This is a genomic window from Pseudovibrio exalbescens DSM 16456, from assembly GCF_000422785.1.
Classification (GTDB): domain Bacteria; phylum Pseudomonadota; class Alphaproteobacteria; order Rhizobiales; family Stappiaceae; genus Pseudovibrio; species Pseudovibrio exalbescens.
Genome location: NZ_KE383918.1, coordinates 376,628 through 398,251, shown reverse-complemented (window position 1 = coordinate 398,251; position 21,624 = coordinate 376,628). Strand labels below are relative to the sequence as shown.

Annotated in this window: 15 protein-coding genes; 7 read left to right on the top strand and 8 right to left on the bottom strand. The window is 55.4% G+C overall.

Translation table 11 applies throughout. The features are described 5' to 3' along the window. Positions 1 to 80 precede the first annotated feature (80 nt). The 4 genes from G512_RS0116490 to G512_RS21515 all read right to left on the bottom strand — a co-directional run bounded on the left by G512_RS0116490 (position 81) and on the right by G512_RS21515 (position 3,850). Positions 81 to 701: a 2-hydroxychromene-2-carboxylate isomerase gene (locus G512_RS0116490; protein WP_028482673.1), complete on the bottom strand. Its 621-nt coding sequence runs from the start codon at positions 699 to 701 to the stop codon at positions 81 to 83. A gap of 65 nt (positions 702 to 766) precedes the next feature. After that, complete coding sequence (locus G512_RS0116485; protein WP_028482672.1) at positions 767 to 2,278, bottom strand: hypothetical protein; 1,512 nt, start codon at positions 2,276 to 2,278, stop codon at positions 767 to 769. A gap of 35 nt (positions 2,279 to 2,313) precedes the next feature. Continuing rightward, positions 2,314 to 2,706 (bottom strand): DUF4440 domain-containing protein, encoded by a 393-nt coding sequence (locus G512_RS0116480; RefSeq protein WP_028482671.1) that lies wholly within the window; start codon positions 2,704 to 2,706, stop codon positions 2,314 to 2,316. 139 nt (positions 2,707 to 2,845) lie between these two features. Then, a complete protein-coding gene (locus tag G512_RS21515; protein WP_051269490.1) occupies positions 2,846 to 3,850 on the bottom strand; it encodes a ligase-associated DNA damage response exonuclease in 1,005 nt (334 codons plus the stop codon). Between the two features lie 81 nt (positions 3,851 to 3,931). Between G512_RS21515 and G512_RS0116470 the strand changes: the two genes are divergently transcribed. Beyond that, positions 3,932 to 6,439 carry a ligase-associated DNA damage response DEXH box helicase gene (locus tag G512_RS0116470; protein WP_028482670.1) on the top strand — a complete coding sequence of 836 codons (2,508 nt, stop codon included), beginning with the start codon at positions 3,932 to 3,934 and terminating at the stop codon, positions 6,437 to 6,439. Further along, positions 6,436 to 7,161 carry a ligase-associated DNA damage response endonuclease PdeM gene (gene pdeM / locus G512_RS0116465; protein WP_051269488.1) on the top strand — a complete coding sequence of 242 codons (726 nt, stop codon included), beginning with the start codon at positions 6,436 to 6,438 and terminating at the stop codon, positions 7,159 to 7,161. Before G512_RS0116470 ends, pdeM begins: the two co-directional genes overlap by 4 nt. Positions 7,162 to 7,191: 30 nt before the next feature. On the opposite strand, the gene G512_RS0116460 is transcribed toward pdeM, so the two are convergent. From G512_RS0116460 to G512_RS21510, 3 genes are all read right to left on the bottom strand, one after another. Beyond that, complete coding sequence (locus G512_RS0116460) at positions 7,192 to 7,974, bottom strand: TIGR02186 family protein (protein ID WP_036489909.1); 783 nt, start codon at positions 7,972 to 7,974, stop codon at positions 7,192 to 7,194. Continuing rightward, the gene (locus tag G512_RS0116455) at positions 7,971 to 8,900 is read right to left on the bottom strand and encodes a sulfite exporter TauE/SafE family protein (protein WP_028482667.1); all 930 of its coding nucleotides are present in this window, start codon (positions 8,898 to 8,900) and stop codon (positions 7,971 to 7,973) included. Before G512_RS0116455 ends, G512_RS0116460 begins: the two co-directional genes overlap by 4 nt. A 119-nt stretch (positions 8,901 to 9,019) precedes the next feature. Beyond that, a complete protein-coding gene (locus tag G512_RS21510) occupies positions 9,020 to 13,096 on the bottom strand; it encodes a peptidoglycan-binding protein (RefSeq protein WP_051269486.1) in 4,077 nt (1,358 codons plus the stop codon). A gap of 454 nt (positions 13,097 to 13,550) precedes the next feature. On the opposite strand from G512_RS21510, the gene G512_RS0116445 reads away from it, so the two are divergent. The 5 genes from G512_RS0116445 (at position 13,551) to G512_RS0116425 (ending at position 20,634) form a co-directional block, all read left to right on the top strand. Further along, positions 13,551 to 14,006, top strand: coding sequence for a MerR family transcriptional regulator (locus G512_RS0116445; RefSeq protein WP_028482666.1), 456 nt, complete (start codon positions 13,551 to 13,553; stop codon positions 14,004 to 14,006). Between the two features lie 564 nt (positions 14,007 to 14,570). Next, positions 14,571 to 16,367: an acyl-CoA dehydrogenase C-terminal domain-containing protein gene (locus G512_RS0116440; RefSeq protein ID WP_028482665.1), complete on the top strand. Its 1,797-nt coding sequence runs from the start codon at positions 14,571 to 14,573 to the stop codon at positions 16,365 to 16,367. Between the two features lie 383 nt (positions 16,368 to 16,750). Then, positions 16,751 to 17,959 (top strand): acetyl-CoA C-acetyltransferase, encoded by a 1,209-nt coding sequence (locus G512_RS0116435; protein ID WP_028482664.1) that lies wholly within the window; start codon positions 16,751 to 16,753, stop codon positions 17,957 to 17,959. 12 nt (positions 17,960 to 17,971) lie between these two features. Beyond that, positions 17,972 to 20,194 carry a 3-hydroxyacyl-CoA dehydrogenase NAD-binding domain-containing protein gene (locus tag G512_RS0116430; protein WP_028482663.1) on the top strand — a complete coding sequence of 741 codons (2,223 nt, stop codon included), beginning with the start codon at positions 17,972 to 17,974 and terminating at the stop codon, positions 20,192 to 20,194. 161 nt (positions 20,195 to 20,355) lie between these two features. Continuing rightward, positions 20,356 to 20,634, top strand: a complete 279-nt coding sequence (locus tag G512_RS0116425) for a DUF6460 domain-containing protein (RefSeq protein WP_028482662.1) — start codon at positions 20,356 to 20,358, stop codon at positions 20,632 to 20,634. On the opposite strand, the gene G512_RS0116420 is transcribed toward G512_RS0116425, so the two are convergent. Next, a complete protein-coding gene (locus G512_RS0116420) occupies positions 20,631 to 21,533 on the bottom strand; it encodes a histone deacetylase family protein (protein WP_028482661.1) in 903 nt (300 codons plus the stop codon). The genes G512_RS0116425 and G512_RS0116420 overlap by 4 nt on opposite strands. Positions 21,534 to 21,624: the final 91 nt, after the last annotated feature.

The following is a 21,624-nucleotide window of genomic DNA, read 5'->3' as shown; positions in this document are numbered from 1 at the left end:
GTGTGGTTTGTCTTTCTAACCTGATGGGACTCACAGATACTCAAGCAGACTCGAAATACATTCGCGCCTTTTGACCCTGTTTACAATGGCCTGTACGGCACGCGCCCACTTCGCAGGGCATCTTCCAGCAGATCCAACCGGTCTTGTCCCCAGAACGGCTCTGCGTTCAGAACGTAAGCTGGCGAACCGATTACACCCCATGATAATGCGCGTTTTTTGTTTTCTTCGAAACTCTGCAAAATGGCGGGATCCTGTGTCTTTTCCAGAACCTGCGTGGCATTGACCCCAACCGCATCCAACAGTTGCGCAACTGTATCAGGATCACCGATATCGCGGTCCTCTGCCCAGATGGCCTGAAAGGCCTTCAAAGAAAAGCTTGCCACGGGGCCACCCGTTTCCTGAAGAACGACCGCGGCCAGATCAGAGAGTTTCGGGTCTGTTGGGAAATGCGCGGGTTTGAAAGTTAATGGAAGGGCTCGTTTTTCCTTCCAGCGCTGCATTTCGATGAACCGGTAAGCTTGGCGGGCCGGATGCCGCTGTCCCAAAGGCAAACCGCCGGTCTGGGCAAATACCTCACCCAAATTGACCGGCCGAAAATGAATTGCCGCGCCATAGGATGCTGCGATGTCAAGAAGCGCCTGATGTCCCAGATAGGCCCATGGAGATAAATGCGTGTAGAAATAGTCAATCTGGATACTCATCGTCACTCCCTAACTCTTATTGGCAGATGCAGACTACTGAGAAACTCTCGCTTGTGCGATGGGCCTTAGGGCGCACGCACGTCTTGCCTCAAGTCGTCCAGAGACGTTGGCATCCCATCCGGTTCGAACTTCAGGATACGCAACTCGGTCAATTGAATTCCTGACTTGCGTCTTGGAGCCGAAAGAACCTCCGCAAATGCCAAACGAAAGACAAGACGTGTTTCCGGAAGCTGGCGCAATTCTCGAAGCGGACCGAAGCGAGCCAGCGTATGCGTAGAAAAGGCCAGCGACACGGCTTCAAACGCGCTCCTGTCACCATCCAGCCGAGCTTTGCCAATAGGCACCAGAGGACTGTCCATCTGTTGCGTGGCAGGCATGCCGAAGGATAACTCCACCGGGCCGGGCGTCTTTAACCCTGCACTAAACCGTGCGTGCATGACCTGGGCCATAACTTCATAGGGCGGCCGGCTTACCCATATTGCCTGCTCATACTCTTGTTGATCCGGATGACACGGCGCGTGCAGCGCTACTGCTTGCAGGCCGGAATTATGCCAGTTGGAGGGCAAAATGCTCCTATGCAAAACCTCCCGAGAATATCCGAGGGCCTTTAACGCCTCCTCCTCAGGCGCACGGGTTGACCACAGCGGGACAAAGCCCCACGAGACGTCAGGCGGCTTCTTGCGGTCAAGCAATTGACGGATGTGAGCTCCTGAGCAGGTGACGGAACCTTGTCTTGCTGTCAACACACCATGATACGCGCCTTCGCTCAAGTGCGCTGTAAACTCCGGCCGCTCCATTACCAGAAGCCGCGTACCGTCCAGATCTTGAAATTCATCAGTGCAGTGCCGCTCATTTCTAAACGCGCCTTTGAGCAAACGGCAATAAAATCCGACGGGAACAGGCCGATACCATATCCTCTTTTCTTTATGAGTGAGAATTTCGTCTGGTGTCAAAACTTGCCATGGTGCGTCGGGCCCGACAGCAAAAACATGGCCTTTGAGCGGACAAGAACCTCCCTCCATCAGCCAGTTCATCAGATCCTCAGGAGGCATGCCACTCTCCTGCCAGACTTGGGCGATCAGCTCTTGCGGTTGATTAAAAACTTCCGCCAACGTCTTCCAGACCAATGGGGCGGACAGCAACTGCAAACGGGCACTTCGAAGCACCTTCAATGCCAGCGGGCGGAGCGTTGCCGGCATGGTATCCATCGCTTTCTGCAGATAGGATAGACGATCAGCTTTTGCCGTGGATTGCCAATCCTCAACCAGATCCGCAAGATCAGGCGCGCAAGCCTCGCTCTTGGCATGCGGCCACATCAACGCAACCGCCTCAGTCTTGTCGCCGGTAAACTCAACGCTGAGATCGAACAGTGCGGTATCTAACGTGCAGTCTGCCAGTTGATTGATCAAAGCAGGTGTGAGCGCAGGCCGAACCTTGAAAGATCCGGTTACCAACGCAAGCGCATAGGCAGCATTTCGCGCATTGCTCTGTTCCAGAAACACTTTGAGGTAGGCGCTCTGGCGGTTCTCCGAGGCATCGCAGGCAATCGCTTCGCACAACTGGGAAAACGCCTTCACAGCCTACCTTTCAGCTCTCCTGATCCAAAATCAGTTCAGGCTGGCTCGTTCACGATCATCGTGATGCGCCAATTCTCGTCAATCTGAACGATGGTGTAGTGGCAAGTGAAGTCAAACACGACATCACCAGCATCATCTTCCTGCTGCCAGTCCAATGTAATGTGGGCAGTACATCCAGATACGTGCGTGGAAATCACCTCGTAAGTGGATTGAGTGACGTTGTTTTCTCGATGCACGTCGAGCAAGGCTTCAAGGTTTTCGACCAGTTCTTCCTGATCCGCGAAAACATGCCCCTGATCCATCTGCCAGACCACACAGGGAAAGGCGAAGCAATCAGCAATGGCCGCCACGTCATAGTCGTCGTAGCCGTCAGCGTACCTATCAAAAAGCTCAGATAGCTGCAGCTCTACGTCGCTCTCTTCATTCATGAATCACGCGCCCTGTGATTTGTTGTTGCTAAGGGGCACATCCATGTGATGTACACCCTGACGGGAATAAAAACAGTATTTCACTGAGATTGTCATCTCATCTCTTTGAAATTCCCGTCGAAATATTCATCACTGGGAACTAAAGTTCTGTCAGTCCCGCACAATTCACAGGTCCGCCGTGCAATGCCCGCTTCAGCGCAGCATCAGGACCGTGCGTTACCAAAACGGTTTCAGCGTGAGTCTCTTCAATGGTGCGCAACAACTCCAGCCAATCCGCATGATCCGATATGACGAGCGGCAAATCGCAGGTACGCTGCTTTCTGCCTTTAGAGGTATGCAGCCAGCCAGACGCTCCAACCGTACGGTGGTTGCCAAACAGCTCCACCAAACCTGTTGAACCGCGCCCCGGCGGCATGACGGCAATGCCCCGCATGTTCTTTTCTCGCGACGGGTTCTGTGGCAGTTTTTCCAACACGCCCATCGCAACGCCGAATGCCTCATAGACTTGGCAAACATCCCAGACACTTGGATGAACCAGAATCGGATCGACCAGCCCTTGCCGGCGCAATAAGGCAATGAGCTGCTGTGCTTTGCCCAGAGAATAGGCAAGCAGAACATGAGTGCATTGAGGAAAAAGCCGTAACGACTGCATCAACTTGGCAAGTTCATCCTCAACGGGCGGCAACTGAAACAGGGGGAGGCCAAAGGTGGCCTCCGTAATAAAACAATGACAGGAAACCGGCTCAAAAGGCGCGCACGTCGGATCGGGAGACCGCTTGAAATCGCCCGGCGCGACAATGCGATATCCTTTGTACTCCATGACAACCTGAGCAGAGCCGAGCACGTGGCCCGCTGGACGCAGGGTCACGGTAACATCATTGATGCAGAGCGGCTTGCCGTAGTCCAGTGGCTCGAAACGGCCGGCACAGTTTCGTCCACTACGCGCCTGCATGATGGCGATGGTTTGAGGTGTCGCCAAAACAGTTTCGTGACCTGTACGAGCGTGATCGGCATGACCGTGTGTGATGATCGCACGCGGCACGCGCCGGACAGGATCGACATAAAAGTCACCGGGTATGCAATAGAGGCCTTCACGCCTGTTTTCCAAAATGGCACGAACAGGTGCCAGAAAACTCAACCCCACACGGTTCTCCTTTGATTGCGTTCTGGCGGGTCGTAGCATTGCAGTTTGCGCCCTACTATAAGTCGAAGCGACTCAAAGGCAATGGAGACCCACCGCGTGCTACCCCGGCAATTTGAGGACTGGTTCAATGCTCGATCCTGGCATGTCAGATCGCATCAGCTTTCCCTGCTGGACACGGTCCGTACAGGCCAGTCAGCGCTGCTGATCGCCCCGACCGGGGCGGGAAAGACGTTGGCAGGCTTTCTGCCCACTCTCATCAGTCTATCTCAGCAACCAGCCGCGACCCCAGAAGCACCTAGAGGCGTTCACACGCTGTATATTTCCCCGCTCAAGGCGCTGGCCACAGATATTCAACGCAATCTCGAGCGTCCGATAACGGATATGCAGCTCCCCATCAAGATGGAGACGCGCACCGGCGATACGCCCACACACAAGCGCCAGCGACAAAAACGACAACCGCCCGATATTCTGCTGACAACACCAGAACAAATCGCCCTCCTACTGGCGGACAAGGCCAGCGCGTCCATGTTCGAGAACCTGCAGACCATCATTCTTGACGAACTGCACGAGTTGGTAACATCCAAACGCGGCGACCTGTTATCGCTCGGACTGACACGGCTGCGCACGCTATCACCCAAAGTGCAATGCATAGGACTTTCTGCAACCGTTGCCGAGCCAGATGAACTGCGCGCATTTCTCATGGACCAGCGTCATGAAGGGACCACGCCTGCTCTTGCAGAGCTTGTGCTGGCGCAAACTCAGGTAAAACCGGAGATAACCATTCTGGACAGTGCGGAGCGGCTACCATGGGCCGGACATTCGGCACACTATGCTCTGAACGATATTTATGACCAGATCCGAACCCACAAGACCACGCTGGTTTTTGTAAATACCCGCTCACAAGCTGAAGTGTTGTTTCAGGAACTGTGGCGGATCAACGAGGATACGCTACCCATTGCCCTGCATCACGGCTCTTTGGATGTCGCCCAACGACGGAAGGTTGAAGAGGCCATGGCGCGCGGTGCATTAAAGGCTGTGGTATGCACGTCCTCGCTTGATCTGGGCATTGACTGGGGCGATATCGATCTGGTGATCAATGTAGGCGCACCCAAGGGAGCCAGCCGACTGGCACAACGCATTGGACGTGCAAACCACCGCATGGATGAGCCCTCCAAGGCCATTCTCGTTCCGGCCAACCGTTTCGAAGTGCTGGAGTGTCAGGCCGCGCTCGCCGCTTCTACAGCGGGAGAACAGGATACTCCTCCACTCCGTTATGGGGGACTGGATGTGCTTGCCCAGCACATCATGGGCATGGCTTGCGCCGAGCCCTTTGATGCTGACGATCTGTTTGCTGAGGTCAAAGGAAGCTTCAGCTACCGCACGCTTACCCGTGACCAGTTCGACAAGGCGCTCGAATTCGTCGCCACCGGTGGATACGCCCTGCGCAGCTACGACCGCTTCGCAAGGCTGCGGGAAACCAAGAACGGTCGATATCGTGTGGCCCACCCCAGTATTGCTCAAAGATACCGTCTCAACATCGGTACCATCGTCGCCGATGCCATGCTCAAGGTGCGCCTCGTCAAGCCTCGCCGGGGCAAGGGCGACCGACCACTTGGGCGCGGTGGCCGTGTTTTGGGCGAAGTGGAAGAATGGTTCGCCGAACAGCTCGCTCCCGGTGACACCTTTGTATTCAGCGGCGAAATCTTGCGGTTTGAGGGCCTGCAGGAGAGCGAAGCCTATGTCTCTCGCACGACAGCGACTGAACCCAAGGTACCTTCTTTTCAAGGCGGCAAGTTTCCTCTTTCAACCTATCTGGCAGACCGGGTTAGGACAATGCTGGGCCAACCGAACGACTGGCACCGGCTACCGCCCCAAGTTGGCGAATGGTTACGCCTTCAACAACTGAAATCACAATTGCCGCGTCCAGATCGGCTTTTGGTGGAAACGTTCCCACGAGGGCGCAAACACTACATGGTGTGTTACCCTTTCGAAGGCCGCCTCGCCCACCAAACTCTGGGCATGTTGCTGACGCGCCGACTGGACCGCGCTGGCCTGCATCCCATGGGGTTTGTGGCATCAGACTATGCGCTCGCGCTCTGGTCCATGAAAGATATCGGTGCCGCCACCAAGTCGGGTCTTCTTGATCTAGGGGCGCTATTTGATGCGGACATGTTGGGCGATGATCTGGATGCATGGCTCGCGGAATCGGCATTGATGAAACGTACTTTCCGCGCGTGTGCCGTCATTGCAGGCCTCATCGAACGACGCTTTCCCGGTCAGGAAAAAACCGGTCGGCAAGTCACCATGAGCACGGATCTCGTCTATGACGTGTTGCGAACGCATGAGCCGGACCACCTGCTGATGAAAGCCACCTGGGCCGATGCGGCAACAGGACTGTTGGATATCTCTCGTCTATCGGAATTTCTCTCTCGAATTCAGGGCAGAATCGATCCTATGATTTTACAGCGAGTTTCCCCGTTAGCTGTACCAGTGCTGCTTGAGATTGGCCGCGAACCGATATATGGCGAAACAAACGAAGCTCTGCTCGCATCTGCTGCGGACGATCTTGCTCTGGAGGCCATGGCGTGACTACTGCCCACGCACTCAACATTCGGCGCACCCCCGTTCCTGTGTGCCACGATCTGGCGATTGGTGATGAAATCATCGGCCTTCACGACAGCGGAGCGCTGTGGTGGCCAGACCAAAGCGCATTAATCGTCTCCGACCTGCACATGGAAAAGGGTGCCTCGTTCGCCCGTCGGGGTGTGATGCTTCCACCCTACGATACCGGTGAAACACTTGAGCGTCTCTCGGCATTGATTGATGTATTCAAACCACGCCGTGTCATTGCTCTGGGAGACAGCTTTCACGACACGAAGGGCGCTCAACAGATGCCGGTGTCATACCGAGCCATGCTGTCCACCATGCAGCTGGGCAGAGACTGGGTATGGATTTCAGGCAACCATGATCCCGAAATTCCAACGGGCCTCGGCGGGGATCGCACCGAAAAGCTGTCTTTGGGCTCTCTGAGCTTTCAACATGAACCAAGCGAAGGGCCAGCCTCCGGAGAGGTCTGTGGCCACTTGCATCCGGTGGGAAAGGTACGTCAGCTCGGGAGGAGCATCCGGCGTCCCTGTTTCGCAACCAATGGCACCCGCCTCGTCATGCCTTCATTTGGCGCATTGACCGGGGGACTGAACGTTCTGGATCCCGCGTGGTCACAAATATTCGATGCAAAGCGTTTTTCCGTGTTTCTTCTGGGGGCCGGGCGTTTGTTTCCGTTTACCGCGAACAAACTGATTGCGGACTAACTGTAAGCAGGACCTTACGCCGTCAAACGCTTAGTCCTTGCGGAAAATCACTCCAGCAAGCCACCCAGTGAACAGGGCCAAAACAACGGCGATAATGCCGTATAGTGCTGGATTGTCATTGGCCAAATCAAAGGTAAACTGCTCAAATCCCTTTTTGGCGACTGTCAGGTGCTGCGTTTCCTGCGCCAATACGATCCCACCGTTGTAAAGATAACTGGTTACCGTGAACGTTCCCACGGGCACATTGGCGGGCAAAGGAATTGACGTGGCAAACAGGGTGGAGCTCAAAAACCGAATTGTATCCGGGCGTTCTGCATAAAGGCCCAAGTCAACTCGCTCTTGCAGAAAGGCTTCCCGAAAGGCTCGCCGATCCTCAGCAGTGGGCAGACGAACGCCGAATGGCGCAAGAGGCAAGTTCACCAAGCCCGTGCGCTGAACCTTGAGAGTGTTGTCCTCTGTGATGTCCAGCAGAGGCCGCGTGGAGTGTACGGCGTAGAACGACGGAACGTTGGTGTACGTCTTCGAAGCCGCATTGATCCATAACCCGAAGATGCGTTCCTTGCGCCACGTTGTGACCCGCTCCGGAGGCCCCTCAACCACAACGACGATGTCGTAACTGCCTGCCCGTGCAACCGTGGCCGCATCCCGGGAGATTTCTCCAAACACGGTGATTTCGGTGCCGGTAAAGTTTGACGTGATGTTCACTTCATGCGCCGACAACGCAGATACCAAGGTTTCACCTTGCGCGGTCTGTTGTAACGGCAGAGCGAGAAACAGTAGGGATAACAGATACAAAGCGAGGTTGTGGATCATTGCGGCAACCTCATATCTATGGTCACCGAGTAAAGGTCTTGTGGTTCAATCACCAGATTGAACGCAAACCGCAGCCCCACAGACAAGACAAGAAGGGCCAGCATTAGTCGCAGATGCTCACCGCGCAGCCCCTGCCCAATCTGCGCCCCGAACTGCGCACCAATCACACTCCCAACCATCAAGGTAAGCGCCAACACAACGTCCACCGTCTGTGTGTTGATGGAGTGCAGGATTGTCGCCACCGCCATGGTCACGAGGATTTGTAACAAGGACGTGCCGATAACCACATTGGTTGGAACGCGCAGAAGGTAAATCAACGCGGGCACCATCATGAAGCCGCCACCCAGACCCAAAATAGAACCCAGAAAGCCGATGGAACTGCCAATTGCGAAGATCGGGATCACACTGACGTAGATTTTCGAGCGACGAAACCGCATCTTGAACGGGAGGCCGTGCACCCAATTATGCTGGCCTGGACGGCGCAACTCGGCCTGCCCGCCGGCTTTCTTGCGTGCAATTGCCCTCAGGGATTCCGTAAGCATCAAAATGCCGATAGCACCGAGAAACGTTACGTAAGCCAGCGAGATCACCAGATCCAGTTGCCCCATTTCCCGCAGGACACCAAACAGCCAGACACCTAGAAACGAACCGACGATACCTGCGCATAACAACACAAATGCCAGTTTGAAATCGATGGCATTGCGGCGGATATAGGCGAGCACACCGGATGAGGAAGAAGCAACTGTTTGCGTTGTCACAGTGGCCACGGCGACTGCTGGCGGAATTCCTGAAAAAATCAGGAGTGGGGTTAGTAGAAAACCACCACCAATGCCAAACAGGCCGGAAAGAAAACCGACCGCACCGCCCATGCCAAAAATCATGAACATATTGATCGGTATTTCGGCGATGGGAAGGTAGATCTGCAAGGCATCACCAAGCCAGTTGAACCGAAAAAGTCGGCGGAACGTCGAAGGTTGTGGCTTTAATGCGCGAGAGTTGTGCGCGTGTCAACGTCAGTCTTAACCGATAGTGTTTTATAATGCGTTTAAATGGACTGACCTGTTAACGCACTCAACAACGGACCATCCACAACACCCGTTGGTATCATGCCCTGCTGCTTCTGATAGGCTCGTATGGCCTGACGGGTTTTCGGTCCCATTTGTCCGTCCGCCCCGCCTGGTTTAAAACCCAAATCCATGAGTCTTTCTTGCACGAGACGAATTTTCCCAGGCATTTCAAAGGAAATCGGCGTTGCGGGCGATGCCTTCCAGGATGGTTTGGACGGCACTTTGTTGGCAAGCGGATCAACCTTCTTTCTTGCATAGGAATCAACAGCTTCGCGGGCTACCGTTAACTGTTCATCGTCGAGCATGTTGGCGATCTCATCACGCTTTTGGGCTGCGCCCTGATCGCCCTGCTGGGCCGCGATGGCAAACCATTTGTAGCTCTTGATCAGATCCTTTGGCGTTCCCAGACCTCGCGCAGTCAATATGCCCAGGTTGAATATGCTGTCGGCCACGCCATAGTCAGCTGCCATCTGGAACCAGCGCGCGGCCTCTTCGAAATCCGGCTCCCCGGTGATCCCTTCCGCATACAAAACCGCGAGGTTGTGCATTGCCTTGACGTTGCCTTGCGCGGCAGCAAGGGAATACCAGTCGCGTGCCTTTTCAAGATCGCGCTGCAGGCCACGCCCCTTTTCATAAAGGCTACCCAACCGATATTGAGCTGGTGCAAGTCCCTGAGCCGCCGCCCTGCGATACCATTCAGCGGCCTGTTGAAGATCTGCGGTCACCATTTCGCCTTCAGTAAAGCGAACAGCGACTTCAAACTGAGCAGCTGCATCTCCGCTTGCTGCGGCCTGGCGCAATTCAATCGGACCTACTGTCTCCGGCGGCAAAGGCACCGACGTTGTACTACCACCATCAATGGCATCTCGCGCTGCCTGGGGGATGGACCACCGAGGTTGCGGAACACTATCGACGCTCAGATCTTCAGCCATAGCCGACGTGGGTCGGCTCATTGGCGTGTTGTTCAACTGTTCACCGTCCGGCTTTGGCGCACTTATGCTACCCACGTTGCCGATATCACCAAATACCACGTCAGAAGACGGATCAACTGGTGCCTGTACGTTGGCAATCTCGGTTTGTTTCTCAGCATTTGCCGTGGGTTGCGGCATGCGATCCTGGACCTTTTCCTGGATAGCAGCTTGCTGGACCGGTTGTGTTTGACTGTCCAGTGCGGCTTCTGGCTCCTCTGAGGCCAACTCAGGTTCCGATGGCTGCAATACGCCCGAGTTAAATACCTGCAAGGTCCCGATGGTCAACACGACAGCAGCCGCTGCCAATACTACCGCACGGCGTCGGCTCGAACTCGTCCCCTCTTTACCTTCGTTGGCATCAGATGGTTCGGGTGTCTTGCTCTTGCGGCTGTAAAGCTTGAACAGGCCCTTGCGTTTTTCACGGGCGCCTTCTTCTGCCACCACAAGATCTTCGGTCAGTTCAACAGCGCCGTCATCAGGCTCCACCGCTGCCTCAGGCACCGTCTCGGCCGTTGCGGATCTGTATTGTTCAGGCACCTCAACGGAGGGCTGCTCACTGTGACTTTGAAGATAGTCCCGCAAGCGCCGAGCGCGATCCGGCATAATGGGTTTGCGTGTTTCCGGCTCCCCCTCTTCGGCACGCACTTCAGCGGCCGCCGCTTGAGCCGCCCGACGCGCAGCCGCAATGAAGTCCGCTGTCTTGTCGCGCGCTGCCTGACTGGCCGAAGTTGTATCTTCATCTTGTTGGGCATTCTGGTGCCGATGGCGCTTTGTAAAAGCGGACAGGACACCACGGGCATGATCATCCCCGACCAGCTTTTGATGCTCGCGGGAAATGGGCGTGTTGCCCAGTTGCGCCGACCGTGCATCCAGCGCTGCAATGCGCTCGGAAATAGTGGCCAAGGTGTTTTTTACGTCGTGGAGGGAGTTCCCATCGTCTCGCTGCTCCCGGTCCAACAGCGCCTGCAAATCCTTGCGCAGGTCTGCAATGGCCTCCTCGATCGGAGCGACATCAGTAGCCTGTTGCCCGATACCGACATGTCTTGTCGCTGCTTCTGCTGCTTCCCGCGCCGCCATTTGCACGGTGCGCATCATCTCGTCCTTGCTACCGGAGATCTGAGCGTCCATTTTGGCAATGGCGGCTTCAATGTGTTCCGGACCCACCATTCGCTGCGAGGTCTCATCCAGCTTTGTGGCAAGTGTAGCGATCTGGTCTTCGATGTGCGTCAGCTTGGCGTCATCCAGAAACGCCGAAGGTTGGGCAAGGCTTTCAGCCAGGGCCTGTACCTGGGCTTCAATATCCTGCGGTGTTGCCAGAGTGGATAGCTGGCTACGCAGTGCATTCACTTCCTCTTTGAGCGCGCTGACAGATTGGTCAGCCGCGCCGGTAGATGAACTTTTTTCAACCAAATAGGTGAGTTCAGCCACCTGCTGCTCGAGACGACCGAGTAGTTCCGTGTCAGCGCCGGTTCCTGCCTCTCCCATCGGGATGTTGGCGACTTTCGTCTCAAGCCCATTGACCTGGTTAGCCAGATCATCGATACGCATTTCAATCCGATCTACGGCTTGTTCGAATGCGTTGGGAGCGTCTCTTTCCGCTTCGATGCCTTCCAGCTTTGTCGTGATGGATTGCAGACGGGCCTCTACGCGGTCTAATTGCTGAGAATTGTCTGTGCGGGACTGATCATCAGCCAGAAGTGAAGTGATCGTTTCCAGCCGTGTGTGAAGCTGATCGTAGGTTCCCGCCTCTGGCAGCCGCGTTTCGACATGGCTCAACCGGGTCTGAATATCCCGCTGAATCTGGGAGAAATGCTCCAGTTCATCCATGCGTGCGACCAAGAAACGGATCCGTTGATCCACTTCCATGATGGCCCGCCCCGAATCCAGCGTATCAACGACGGACCGCAGGTTTCGTATATCGGTCCGAACAGCTTCAAGCCCTTCAGTACCGCTTTGGCGCATGACATTTTCGAGCCGCTCGCCCATTGCCGTAAGGCGTTCATCCATTGCGGCGAGTTGGTCCACGCGAGGCAGCTGCTGCAGATAGGCCTCCAACTCGTGAAGACGCCCAACGAGCGTTTGCAAAATTGTGGGATCAACCTTTTGATGGGAAAGGTCTTCCAACCGCTGGCGAATAGCCTTGTAGCTATCTTCCAGCGTTTTCAGCGATTGTTCCGTCTCCCCACTCGAAAGCGCCTGCTTCATGGAGGCAATTTCTCCACGCAGTTCTTCAAGCGCTTCGCCATGTTTTTCTGTGCGGGTCAGGCGGGACACGATGTCACTGAGCTGCTCGCGATTTACCGCTGTGTGATCAGCAATATCCTTGCGCAGTGCGGCCATATCACCATCCAACCGCATCAAGGACGGATCTGGATTGGCTTCACTTTGCTGCAGTTCCTCGATCTGCTGCAAGAGTTGCGCGTAGTGGTCCTGTATCAGGTTCTGAACCCCTGCCATGCCCCTTGGAGAGCGTGAGGGTGAAGGCTGTGGGTGGCGCGTCGCACCGGTAGCGGTCGACTTTTTGTCCTTCAAAATCCTGGAATCGGAAACATCCGGCGTTTTTTGGCGCTCGTTAGAACCTGTCGCGATTGACTGGTTCATGGCGTCCAGTCTCGCATCCAGTCGGTCCAACGCTTCCAGAACCGTGGACACTCGTTCGGCACGGCTTGGATCTTCCGCCCGATTTTTCCGTAGAGACGGCGCAGCACCCTCGTGAGCGTCAAGACCGGCGTCGGAATTGGAAATGTCAGCAGAACGGTTTGTGTCGCGCGACGGGAGAAGCTCGTTCAACGCGTCAGCAACGTCGTCGAGTTGCGCTTCCAAACGATTGAGCGGGTCCCCCCCTACATTCTCAGCATCGGAAATTCGGGGGTATGGATCATGAAAAAAGGATTCTGCAGAGCCGTCCTGTGCAAGGTTACCGTTACCCATAAGGTCACCTTGGTTAGATTTGAAGCTTTTTTTCCTCAATTTGTCGGCAAGCAAAGACGCATAAATTTCCTGTGCAGATTTTCCCGTATCGCGGGTATCAGCACCGTCAGCGTCCCAATCGGGGATATTGTGTCCATGCTTGGTCCAGGACATGTGTTCCCTGCCTCGTAATTTAAGGTCCAGCTTCAACGACAAGCCCGCAACGTATCGAGAATCGAAAATTCGGCACGAATCACTGTCTTCATGAAACCGGTCTTTCATGACTTCAGTGCCAAACTTTTACTGTTTAGGGTAAATAGGGCGTTAATGTCTGTGACTTCAGTGAGATGGCAGCCACATTGAGGCCATTTTCGCTGAGATAATTTTATGTACTCACAAGTTGTGGGTTTACAGAGGTTGCATTGTGCATGAAGTACACTTTTACCCCCTGATTTAACGGTTAAGTCACCGCAAAATACTGGCAGATTACGCTAGGGACAGACTATGCAAAAGCCCAGCTGACGCACGGTCATCCGCTCTCCCGCCTCACAGTCACGGGATAAAGCACAGGCCGAACGTTGGGTTCAGGGGCTTTAAGGGCTCGGCTTTTTAGAAACGGGTGTATGGAATGAGCGAAGCGCTACAGATTAACGATACGTTTGTGCAAGCTGTAAGCAGCGACACGGAAGACCCCAAGAAAACACAGTTTACTATCGGCGAACTCGCAAAAGAATTCGACATTACACTTCGCACGCTTCGTTTCTATGAAGACAAGGGCTTGATCACCCCGCGCCGTGAGGGCATGAACCGAATTTACAATCGCCGGGATCGGGCTCGGCTGAAGCTGGTGCTGATGGGCAAGCGCGTGGGCTTTTCGCTGACCGAAATCCGCGATTTGCTGGATCTGTATGATCTGCGTGACGGACAAGAGACCCAACTGCGCACAGCACTCGAGCGTTTCCAGGAACAGATCAAGGTGCTCGACGAACAGCGCCAAGCCATTGATCAGGCACAGGATGAGCTGCAGAGGACGGTGGAAATCGTCTCAGGCCTTCTCAAGCAGAAGCAAACTGAGGCGGCTTAACACGCCGTAGAGTGATCGCGCCGGCGCTATTTCGGGGCAGCGCCAGTCATGTGCGGAGGTTCTTCGGGGGAGCCACCGTGACGCGGATCGCGATTACCACGACTGGCCGGGCATCATGGGGGTGATGCCCGGCCAGTTTCGTTTTATACCCTGCCATGACGGCGAGAGCATTCTTCAAACCCCGCCTGATACGGCTGTTTCGCAGTGCCTCGCGATCTCCCCCGGCAAAAGAACCAGCAGCTTTCTCTCAAGCCTCACTGTCTGGCCATAGAACTCACGATCACAACGAAGTCCGTACCGAGCAGGCTTGAGGCTAACGCTCTCCATAGCGCCGCTATCACAACCAGCAGATTTATTCACCCCACCACCTCCCGCACTGATACATCACTTGCTACGCATAAAATCAGACTTTAGGGGAAGTTTTCGAAAAACAGCGGATTTCAGCCGAAACTGGGCCTGAAGTTCGGGTTGTCGCGTACAGGGTTGAGACGTATATCTGTAGTCAGAGGACGTTGACCATAACGTCAACGGAATACCATTAGGGTCCGCTGGGAAGGAAGAGGTATGCCAAGCTATAACGCTCCTGTTGAAGACACCCTTTTTCTGCTGAATGATGTATTGGGTTTTCATGATCATAGTCACTTGCCTCGTTTTTCGGAGGCAACGCCGGATGTCGTGGAAGCCATCTTGAAAGAGGGCGCCAAGTTCTGCGAAGAACAGCTGCAGCCTCTCAACCAGATTGGGGATCACGAAGGCTGCACGCGCCACGACGATGGCCGCGTTACGACGCCAAAAGGGTTCAAGGAAGCATACGATGCCTTCTGCGAAGCGGGATGGGGGTCACTTGCCATTCCAGAACAATATGGTGGCCAGAACCTGCCCGCCAGCCTTGCTGTAGTGCTTAATGAGTTCATGTGTTCGGCAAACATGGCGTTTGCCATGTATCCCGGCCTGACCCAAGGGGCTATCGCAGCGCTGCTGGAACATGCCTCCGACGAGTTCAAGGACACGTACCTACCCAAGATGACCACCGGCGAGTGGACCGGCACCATGAACCTGACCGAGCCACATTGCGGCACGGATCTTGGTTTGTTGCGCACCAAGGCTGTTCCTCAGGGTGATGGCAGCTACAAGATCAGTGGCACCAAGATTTTCATTTCCGCTGGTGAACATGACCTGTCCGACAACATCGTACATCTGGTTCTCGCCCGCATTGAAGGGGCTCCTGCCGGTACAAAGGGCATCTCGCTGTTTCTGGTGCCGAAAAAGCGGTTGGATGCAGATGGCAACCCGGCTGAAGACAATGGTGTCAGCTGCGGGTCCATTGAAGAGAAAATGGGCATTCACGGCAACGCGACCTGCGTGATGAACTATGATGAGGCGACAGGCTGGCTGATAGGTGAGGAAAACAAGGGCCTGCGCGCGATGTTCGTCATGATGAACGAAGCGCGTCTTGGAGTTGCCATTCAGGGTGTATCCCAGTCTGAAGTGGCCTATCAGAATGCTGTAGCTTATGCCAAGGACCGCATTCAGGGCCGTTCCCTCACCGGGCCCAAAGCACCGGACAAGCCGGCAGACCCGATCATCGTTCACCCGGATGTACGCCGTGTCCTGATGACAATCCGTTCGTTCAATGAAGCTGCACGTGCTCTATACATTCATACCGCCATCAAGGGCGACATTTCGCACGTTTCGGAAGATGAAGCAGAACGCCAAGCAGCGGATGACTTCATGGGCTTGATGACACCCGTACTCAAGGGTGTTTTGACGGACAAGGGCTTCGACTACTCCGTCATGGCCCAGCAGATGTTTGGCGGCCATGGCTACATTTCCGAGTGGGGAATGGAGCAGTTTGTTCGCGATGCCCGCATTGCCATGATTTACGAAGGCGCCAACGGCATTCAAGCGCTCGATCTTGTAGGGCGCAAACTGCCTGCCAATGGTGGGCGCGCCATTCAGGCCTTCTTCAAGGAAGTCGGGGGCTTTTTGAAGGAGCACGGTGACAACGAAGACCTGCAAGGCTTCACCAAACCGCTGAAAAAGGGCCTTGATGACCTTCAGGCCGCAACCATGTGGTTGATGCAAAATGGCATGGCCAACCCGGACAATGCAGGTGCAGCCTCCACAGACTACATGCATCTCATGGGTCTTGTCGGCATGGGATACATGTGGGCGAAGATCGCCGTCGTCGCGCAGGCCAAACTTGAAGAAGGTGCTGGCGACAAGGAAGAGATGCTTAAAAACAAGCTTACTCTTGGCACGTTCTACATGGAACGCCTGATGCCAGAGACCGGAGCGCAGTTGGCACGCTTGTCCACTGGAGCCCAGACCATGATGAGCCTCCCGGAAGAGGCATTTTAAAACCACGCATTATTCAGGCGAGTGAGGTAAGTGCTCGCTCGCCTGTTAACTATTTCACGCTGTTCAGTTTCGGAGATGCTTGAATGACCTCAACCCTTGGCGTTTTCCCAGTTCAGGCCCGCCTTGCCGGCGTGTCACCATGCTCCAAGAGCGTACTGGGACGAAACGTTGCCGGAGGCCATGACAAGATGACGTGTCGGGACCGATCAGGAAAGAAGTTGGTCGAGTGCTGCTGCAGCCCTCGCCCTCACCTATTCTTTTCGAACATCAATCACAGGCCGTTTCATATCATGGGAACGACAGACCGGAGATGCCTGCCTCTGGCAGGTGACCTACCCGTTCTGCCGGAAACAGCCTGACACAATTTAGCTGCGGAGGAGACCATGGCTGACGCCTTTATTTACGATCACGTGAGGACCCCACGAGGGCGCGGCAAGAAGGACGGAGCGCTACACGAAGTTGCACCGGTTCGCCTTGCAGCCAGTGCTTTGGAAGCGCTCCGGGATCGCAATGACCTGGATACAAAACTCGTAGACGATGTGATTCTGGGCTGCGTAGACCCGGTTGGGGAAGCCGGCGGCGATATTGCGCGCGCCGCGACCTTCACGGCCGGCTATGACCGCTCCGTTCCTGGAATGCAGATCAACCGTTTCTGTGCCTCGGGTCTGGATGCAGTGAACACCGCATCGGCGCAAGTCATGGCTGGTCAACACCAGATGGTTGTTGCTGGTGGTGTTGAAAGCATGAGCCGCATCGGCATTGGGGCTTCTGGTGGCGCTTGGCCAGTCGACCCTCAGGTGGCAATCCCCTCCTACTTCATGCCACAGGGCGTGTCCGCTGATCTTATTGCAACAAAGTATGGCTTCTCTCGTGATGACGCGGACAGCTATGCAATCCAGTCGCAAAAGCGCGCCGAAACCGCCTGGAAGGAAGGGCGTTTTTCCAAGTCGGTCATCCCTGTGAAGGATATCAACGGTCTGACCATTCTGGATCGGGACGAGCACATGCGCCCCGAAACAGACATGCAGTCATTGGCGAGCCTGAACCCCTCTTTCGAAATGATGGGGAACATGGGCGGGTTCGATGCCGTCGGCATTCAGGCCCATCCGGAAATCGAAGCCGTTACACACATTCACCATGCGGGTAATTCCTCCGGCATTGTGGATGGGGCAGCCGCCATCTTGATCGGATCACGCCGGGCGGGCCGTTCTGCGGGCATGACGCCGCGTGCGCGGATCAAGGCCTTTGCCAACATCGGTTCGGAACCGGCCTTGATGCTCACAGGCCCGGTTGATGTGACCAACAAGTTGCTGAAGAACGCAAAGATGGAATGGTCGGATATCGATCTCATCGAAATCAATGAGGCGTTCTCGTCCGTTGTCCTGCGTTACATGCAGGCGTTTGATCTGGACCCCGAAGTGGTGAACGTAAATGGCGGTGCTATCGCCATGGGTCACCCGCTGGGTGCAACCGGCGCCATGATTTTGGGAACCGTGCTCGACGAACTGGAGCGCCGCGATCTCAACACCGCGCTGGTAACCCTGTGCATTGGTGCCGGCATGGGCACTGCAACAATCATTGAACGCGTTTAAAGGGGGGAACCGATGACCTACAAGAACTTTACCCTTGAAACCGATGAGAACGGTTTTGCCCTTCTGACCTGGGATTCTCCCGGAAAGTCCATGAACGTTTTCGATCAGTCCGTGATTGAAGAGCTGGACCAGATCGTTGACGCTGTAGCAGGCGACGATGCCATTAAGGGCGTAGTCGTTACTTCTGGCAAGGCCGGTTTTTCTGCGGGCGCCGACTTGACCATGCTGGAAGGCATGCTGGGCGAATACAAGAAGCTCAAGGAAGACGACGAGGAGAAGGCTGCTCAGCTTCTCTTTGATAAGTCTCGTCACCTTTCGCTTGTCTTCCGCAAGTTGGAAACCTGCGGCAAGCCATGGGTTGCCGCCATCAACGGCGTGTGCATGGGCGGTGCAACAGAACTGGCGTTGGCCTGCCACAAGCGCATTGCCGTGGATTCCGATGCCTTCAAGATGGGCCTTCCGGAAGTGAAAGTGGGGCTTTTCCCGGGTGCAGGTGGCACACAGCGTGTCATGCGCATGGTTTCAGACCTGCAGGGCGGCATGCAGTTCCTGCTTCAGGGCCGGACGCTTGATGCGAAAAAGGCAAAAAGCCTGAAGCTCATCGACGAAGTTGCACCTGCAAAGAAGCTGGTTGAGGCTGCTAAAAAGGCACTCGCTGACGGCGTTGACCCAGTTCAGCCATGGGACAAAAAAGGCTTCAAGCTGCCAAGCGGGCGGATCTACTCGCCGGGAGGCATGCAGTTTTGGCCGGCAGCCAATGCCATCTATCGCAAGGAAACCTTTGACAACTATCCGGGGCCACGCGGCTTGATGCACTCTGTAGTGGAAGGCTTGATGGTTCCCATGGATTTGGGCCTTCAGATCGAAAGCCGCTACTTTGCCAATGTTTTGCAGTCCAAGGAAGCGGCCGCAATGATCCGGTCTCTGTTCGTCTCCATGCAGGAGTTGAACAAGGGAGCGCGGCGTCCGGCTGACCAGAAAGAAAACAAGATCAAGAAGATTGGCGTTCTTGGAGCTGGCTTCATGGGTGCGGGCATCGCCTACGTGACCGCCAAGGCCGGTATCAAGGTGGTCTTGATCGATCGCGAACAAGCGGCGGCCGACAAGGGCAAGGCTCATTCCGACGATCTCATGAGCAAGGCCGTAAAGCGCGGCAAGGCGACCGAGGCCGACAAGGAGAAGCTTCTTGGGCTGATTGAAGCCACGACCGACTACGACGGACTGGCGGACTGTGATCTGGTTATTGAAGCGGTCTTCGAAGACCGAGAAGTAAAGCGCGAAGTGACTGAGAAGGCTGAAGCGGCCATGAAGTCTCGCGCCATCTATGCTTCCAACACTTCAACATTGCCAATCACCTCTCTGGCGCAAGCTTCTTCTCGCCCAAAGAACTTCATCGGCATCCACTTCTTCTCTCCTGTAGACAAGATGATGCTGGTGGAAGTGATCATGGGCAAGAAAACCGGCGATAAAGCGCTGGCCATGGCCCTGGACTACATTCGTGCCATCAAGAAGACCCCGATCGTCGTCAATGACAGCCGCGGGTTCTACACCTCGCGGGTGGTGATGACTTATATCCGCGAGGGTATCATGATGCTGGGTGATGGTGTGCCAGCAGCAATGATCGAAAACGCGGGCCGCATGGCGGGCATGCCTGTTGGCCCGCTGGCGTTGGCCGATGAAGTGGCGCTTGATCTTGCCCATCGCATCACCAGCGCAACCCGAAAGGACATGGGCGATAAGTACGTTGTGTCCAAGCTGGATGACATCCTTGAGGAAATGGTCGTCAAGCGGGAACGCTTTGGTCGCAAGAACGCGAAAGGATTCTACGACTATGAGGGGCGGAACAAATCCCTCTGGAAAGGCATTGAGGATGTAACAGGCCCGTCCAAGCCGGCGGAAGAATTCGACATTGAGGAGCTGAAGCAGCGTCTGCTTGCCATGCAGGCTCTGGAGACAATGCGCGTCTTCGAGGAAAAATGCCTGACCGACGTACGGGAAGCAGATGTGGGCTCCATCCTTGGCTTCGGCTTTGCCCCCTACACCGGTGGCACCCTTTCCTACATTGACGGCATGGGCACACCAGCTTTCCTCGAACTTTGCAAAAAGTTCAACAAGAAGTGGGGAGACCGGTTCAAGCCAACACGGCTCCTGCGTGACATGGCCAAGAACGATGACAAGTTCTATGACCGCTTTGCCCCGCAGGATGCAGCCCCCATGGCGGAAGCTGCAGAATAAACAAGGCATCGATACATGCATGAAAGGGGCGGTGTATTTCCGCCCCTTTTTTTGTGGCTGTCACACCGCATTGCCCGAATTTACGCTAGTGTAAGTGGTGCAAATTCGCTAGGACTGCCTATATCAGCGGCAAGGCCTACAAACCATCAGGAGTTTGATACATGCAGGGTGATCGTCTGACGCGCTTTTTGGGTGGCTCTCCGGGGCGTGTCGCGTTGCGTCTTGTCTTCCTCTCGCTCGTGGTCGGCGTCATCTTGTCTGCGTTAGACATCTACCCGCTTGATCTGTTGTACGGCCTGCAAGACTTCGTGGAACGGCTCTGGAACATGGGATTTGATGTGATTGAACAGATCGGGTCTTATTTCCTTATCGGTGCCGCAGTCGTTGTGCCGGTCTGGTTGATTTCTCGGTTGTTGCAATCGGGTCGTGGCCAGTCCTAGATAAAACCGGAGGCTACACGGTGCACGATCGTGTGACGCCGGGCCAAAACGTCAATATCCTTGGAGTAGCCGCCGCCTAATACGCAGGCAAGCGGCAACCCGCGTCCTCGAACAGCGGCCATAACCATGGCGTCGCGTTCAAACAGGCCTTCATCGCTCAGGCACAGTCTGCCCAGCCGATCATCCCGGTGCGGATCCACTCCGGCGTTGTAGAACACGATGTCCGGTTCTGTCCGGCGCAAGACACCTGTCAGTGCGTCCTCCAACGTCTCCAGATAGGGGTTGTCCTCCAAACTATCGGGTAGCGCCACATCCAGATCGGAGGGAACCTTGCGAACCGGATAGTTTTTCTCACTGTGCAGGGACAGCGTGAAGACAGACGGATCGTGACGAAAGATCTCCGCCGTACCATCGCCTTGGTGCACATCCAGATCAATCACCAGAGCGCGCCGGATCACCCCTTCGGCCTGCAAGGCACGCACTGCCACAGCCACATCGTTGAACACGCAAAAGCCGGCCCCGTGACTGGAGCGGGCATGATGCGACCCTCCAGCAGTATTGCAGGCTATGCCATGGCGAAGTGCCAGCCGCCCGGTTTCAATGGACCCGCCCGTGGCACATTGGCCGCGGAAACAAACTGAATGGGTCATGGGAAATCCAACTTCCCGCGCGATCTTGTCGGGCACGGACGCATTGAGCACCTGATCCACGTACGTCACATCGTGCGCTCGAATGAGTTGCTCGCGTGTTGCAGGTTCGGGCTCTACAAAACCGCCTGCAAGCACGATGCGATCTGCCAGCAAAATTTCCGCAACGCCTTTAAACTTGAGCATGGGAAACCGGTGCTGAGCCGGGATGTCAGCGGTGAACGCCGGATGGTGCACAATTGGAAGCCTCATAGGCCCAAGCTAGTGCCTCTTGGATAAATGGCCAGACCTGTAGGAACAAAAGCTGTTGGTTGTTTTCCAGGCGCCAGCCTTGTATGTACCC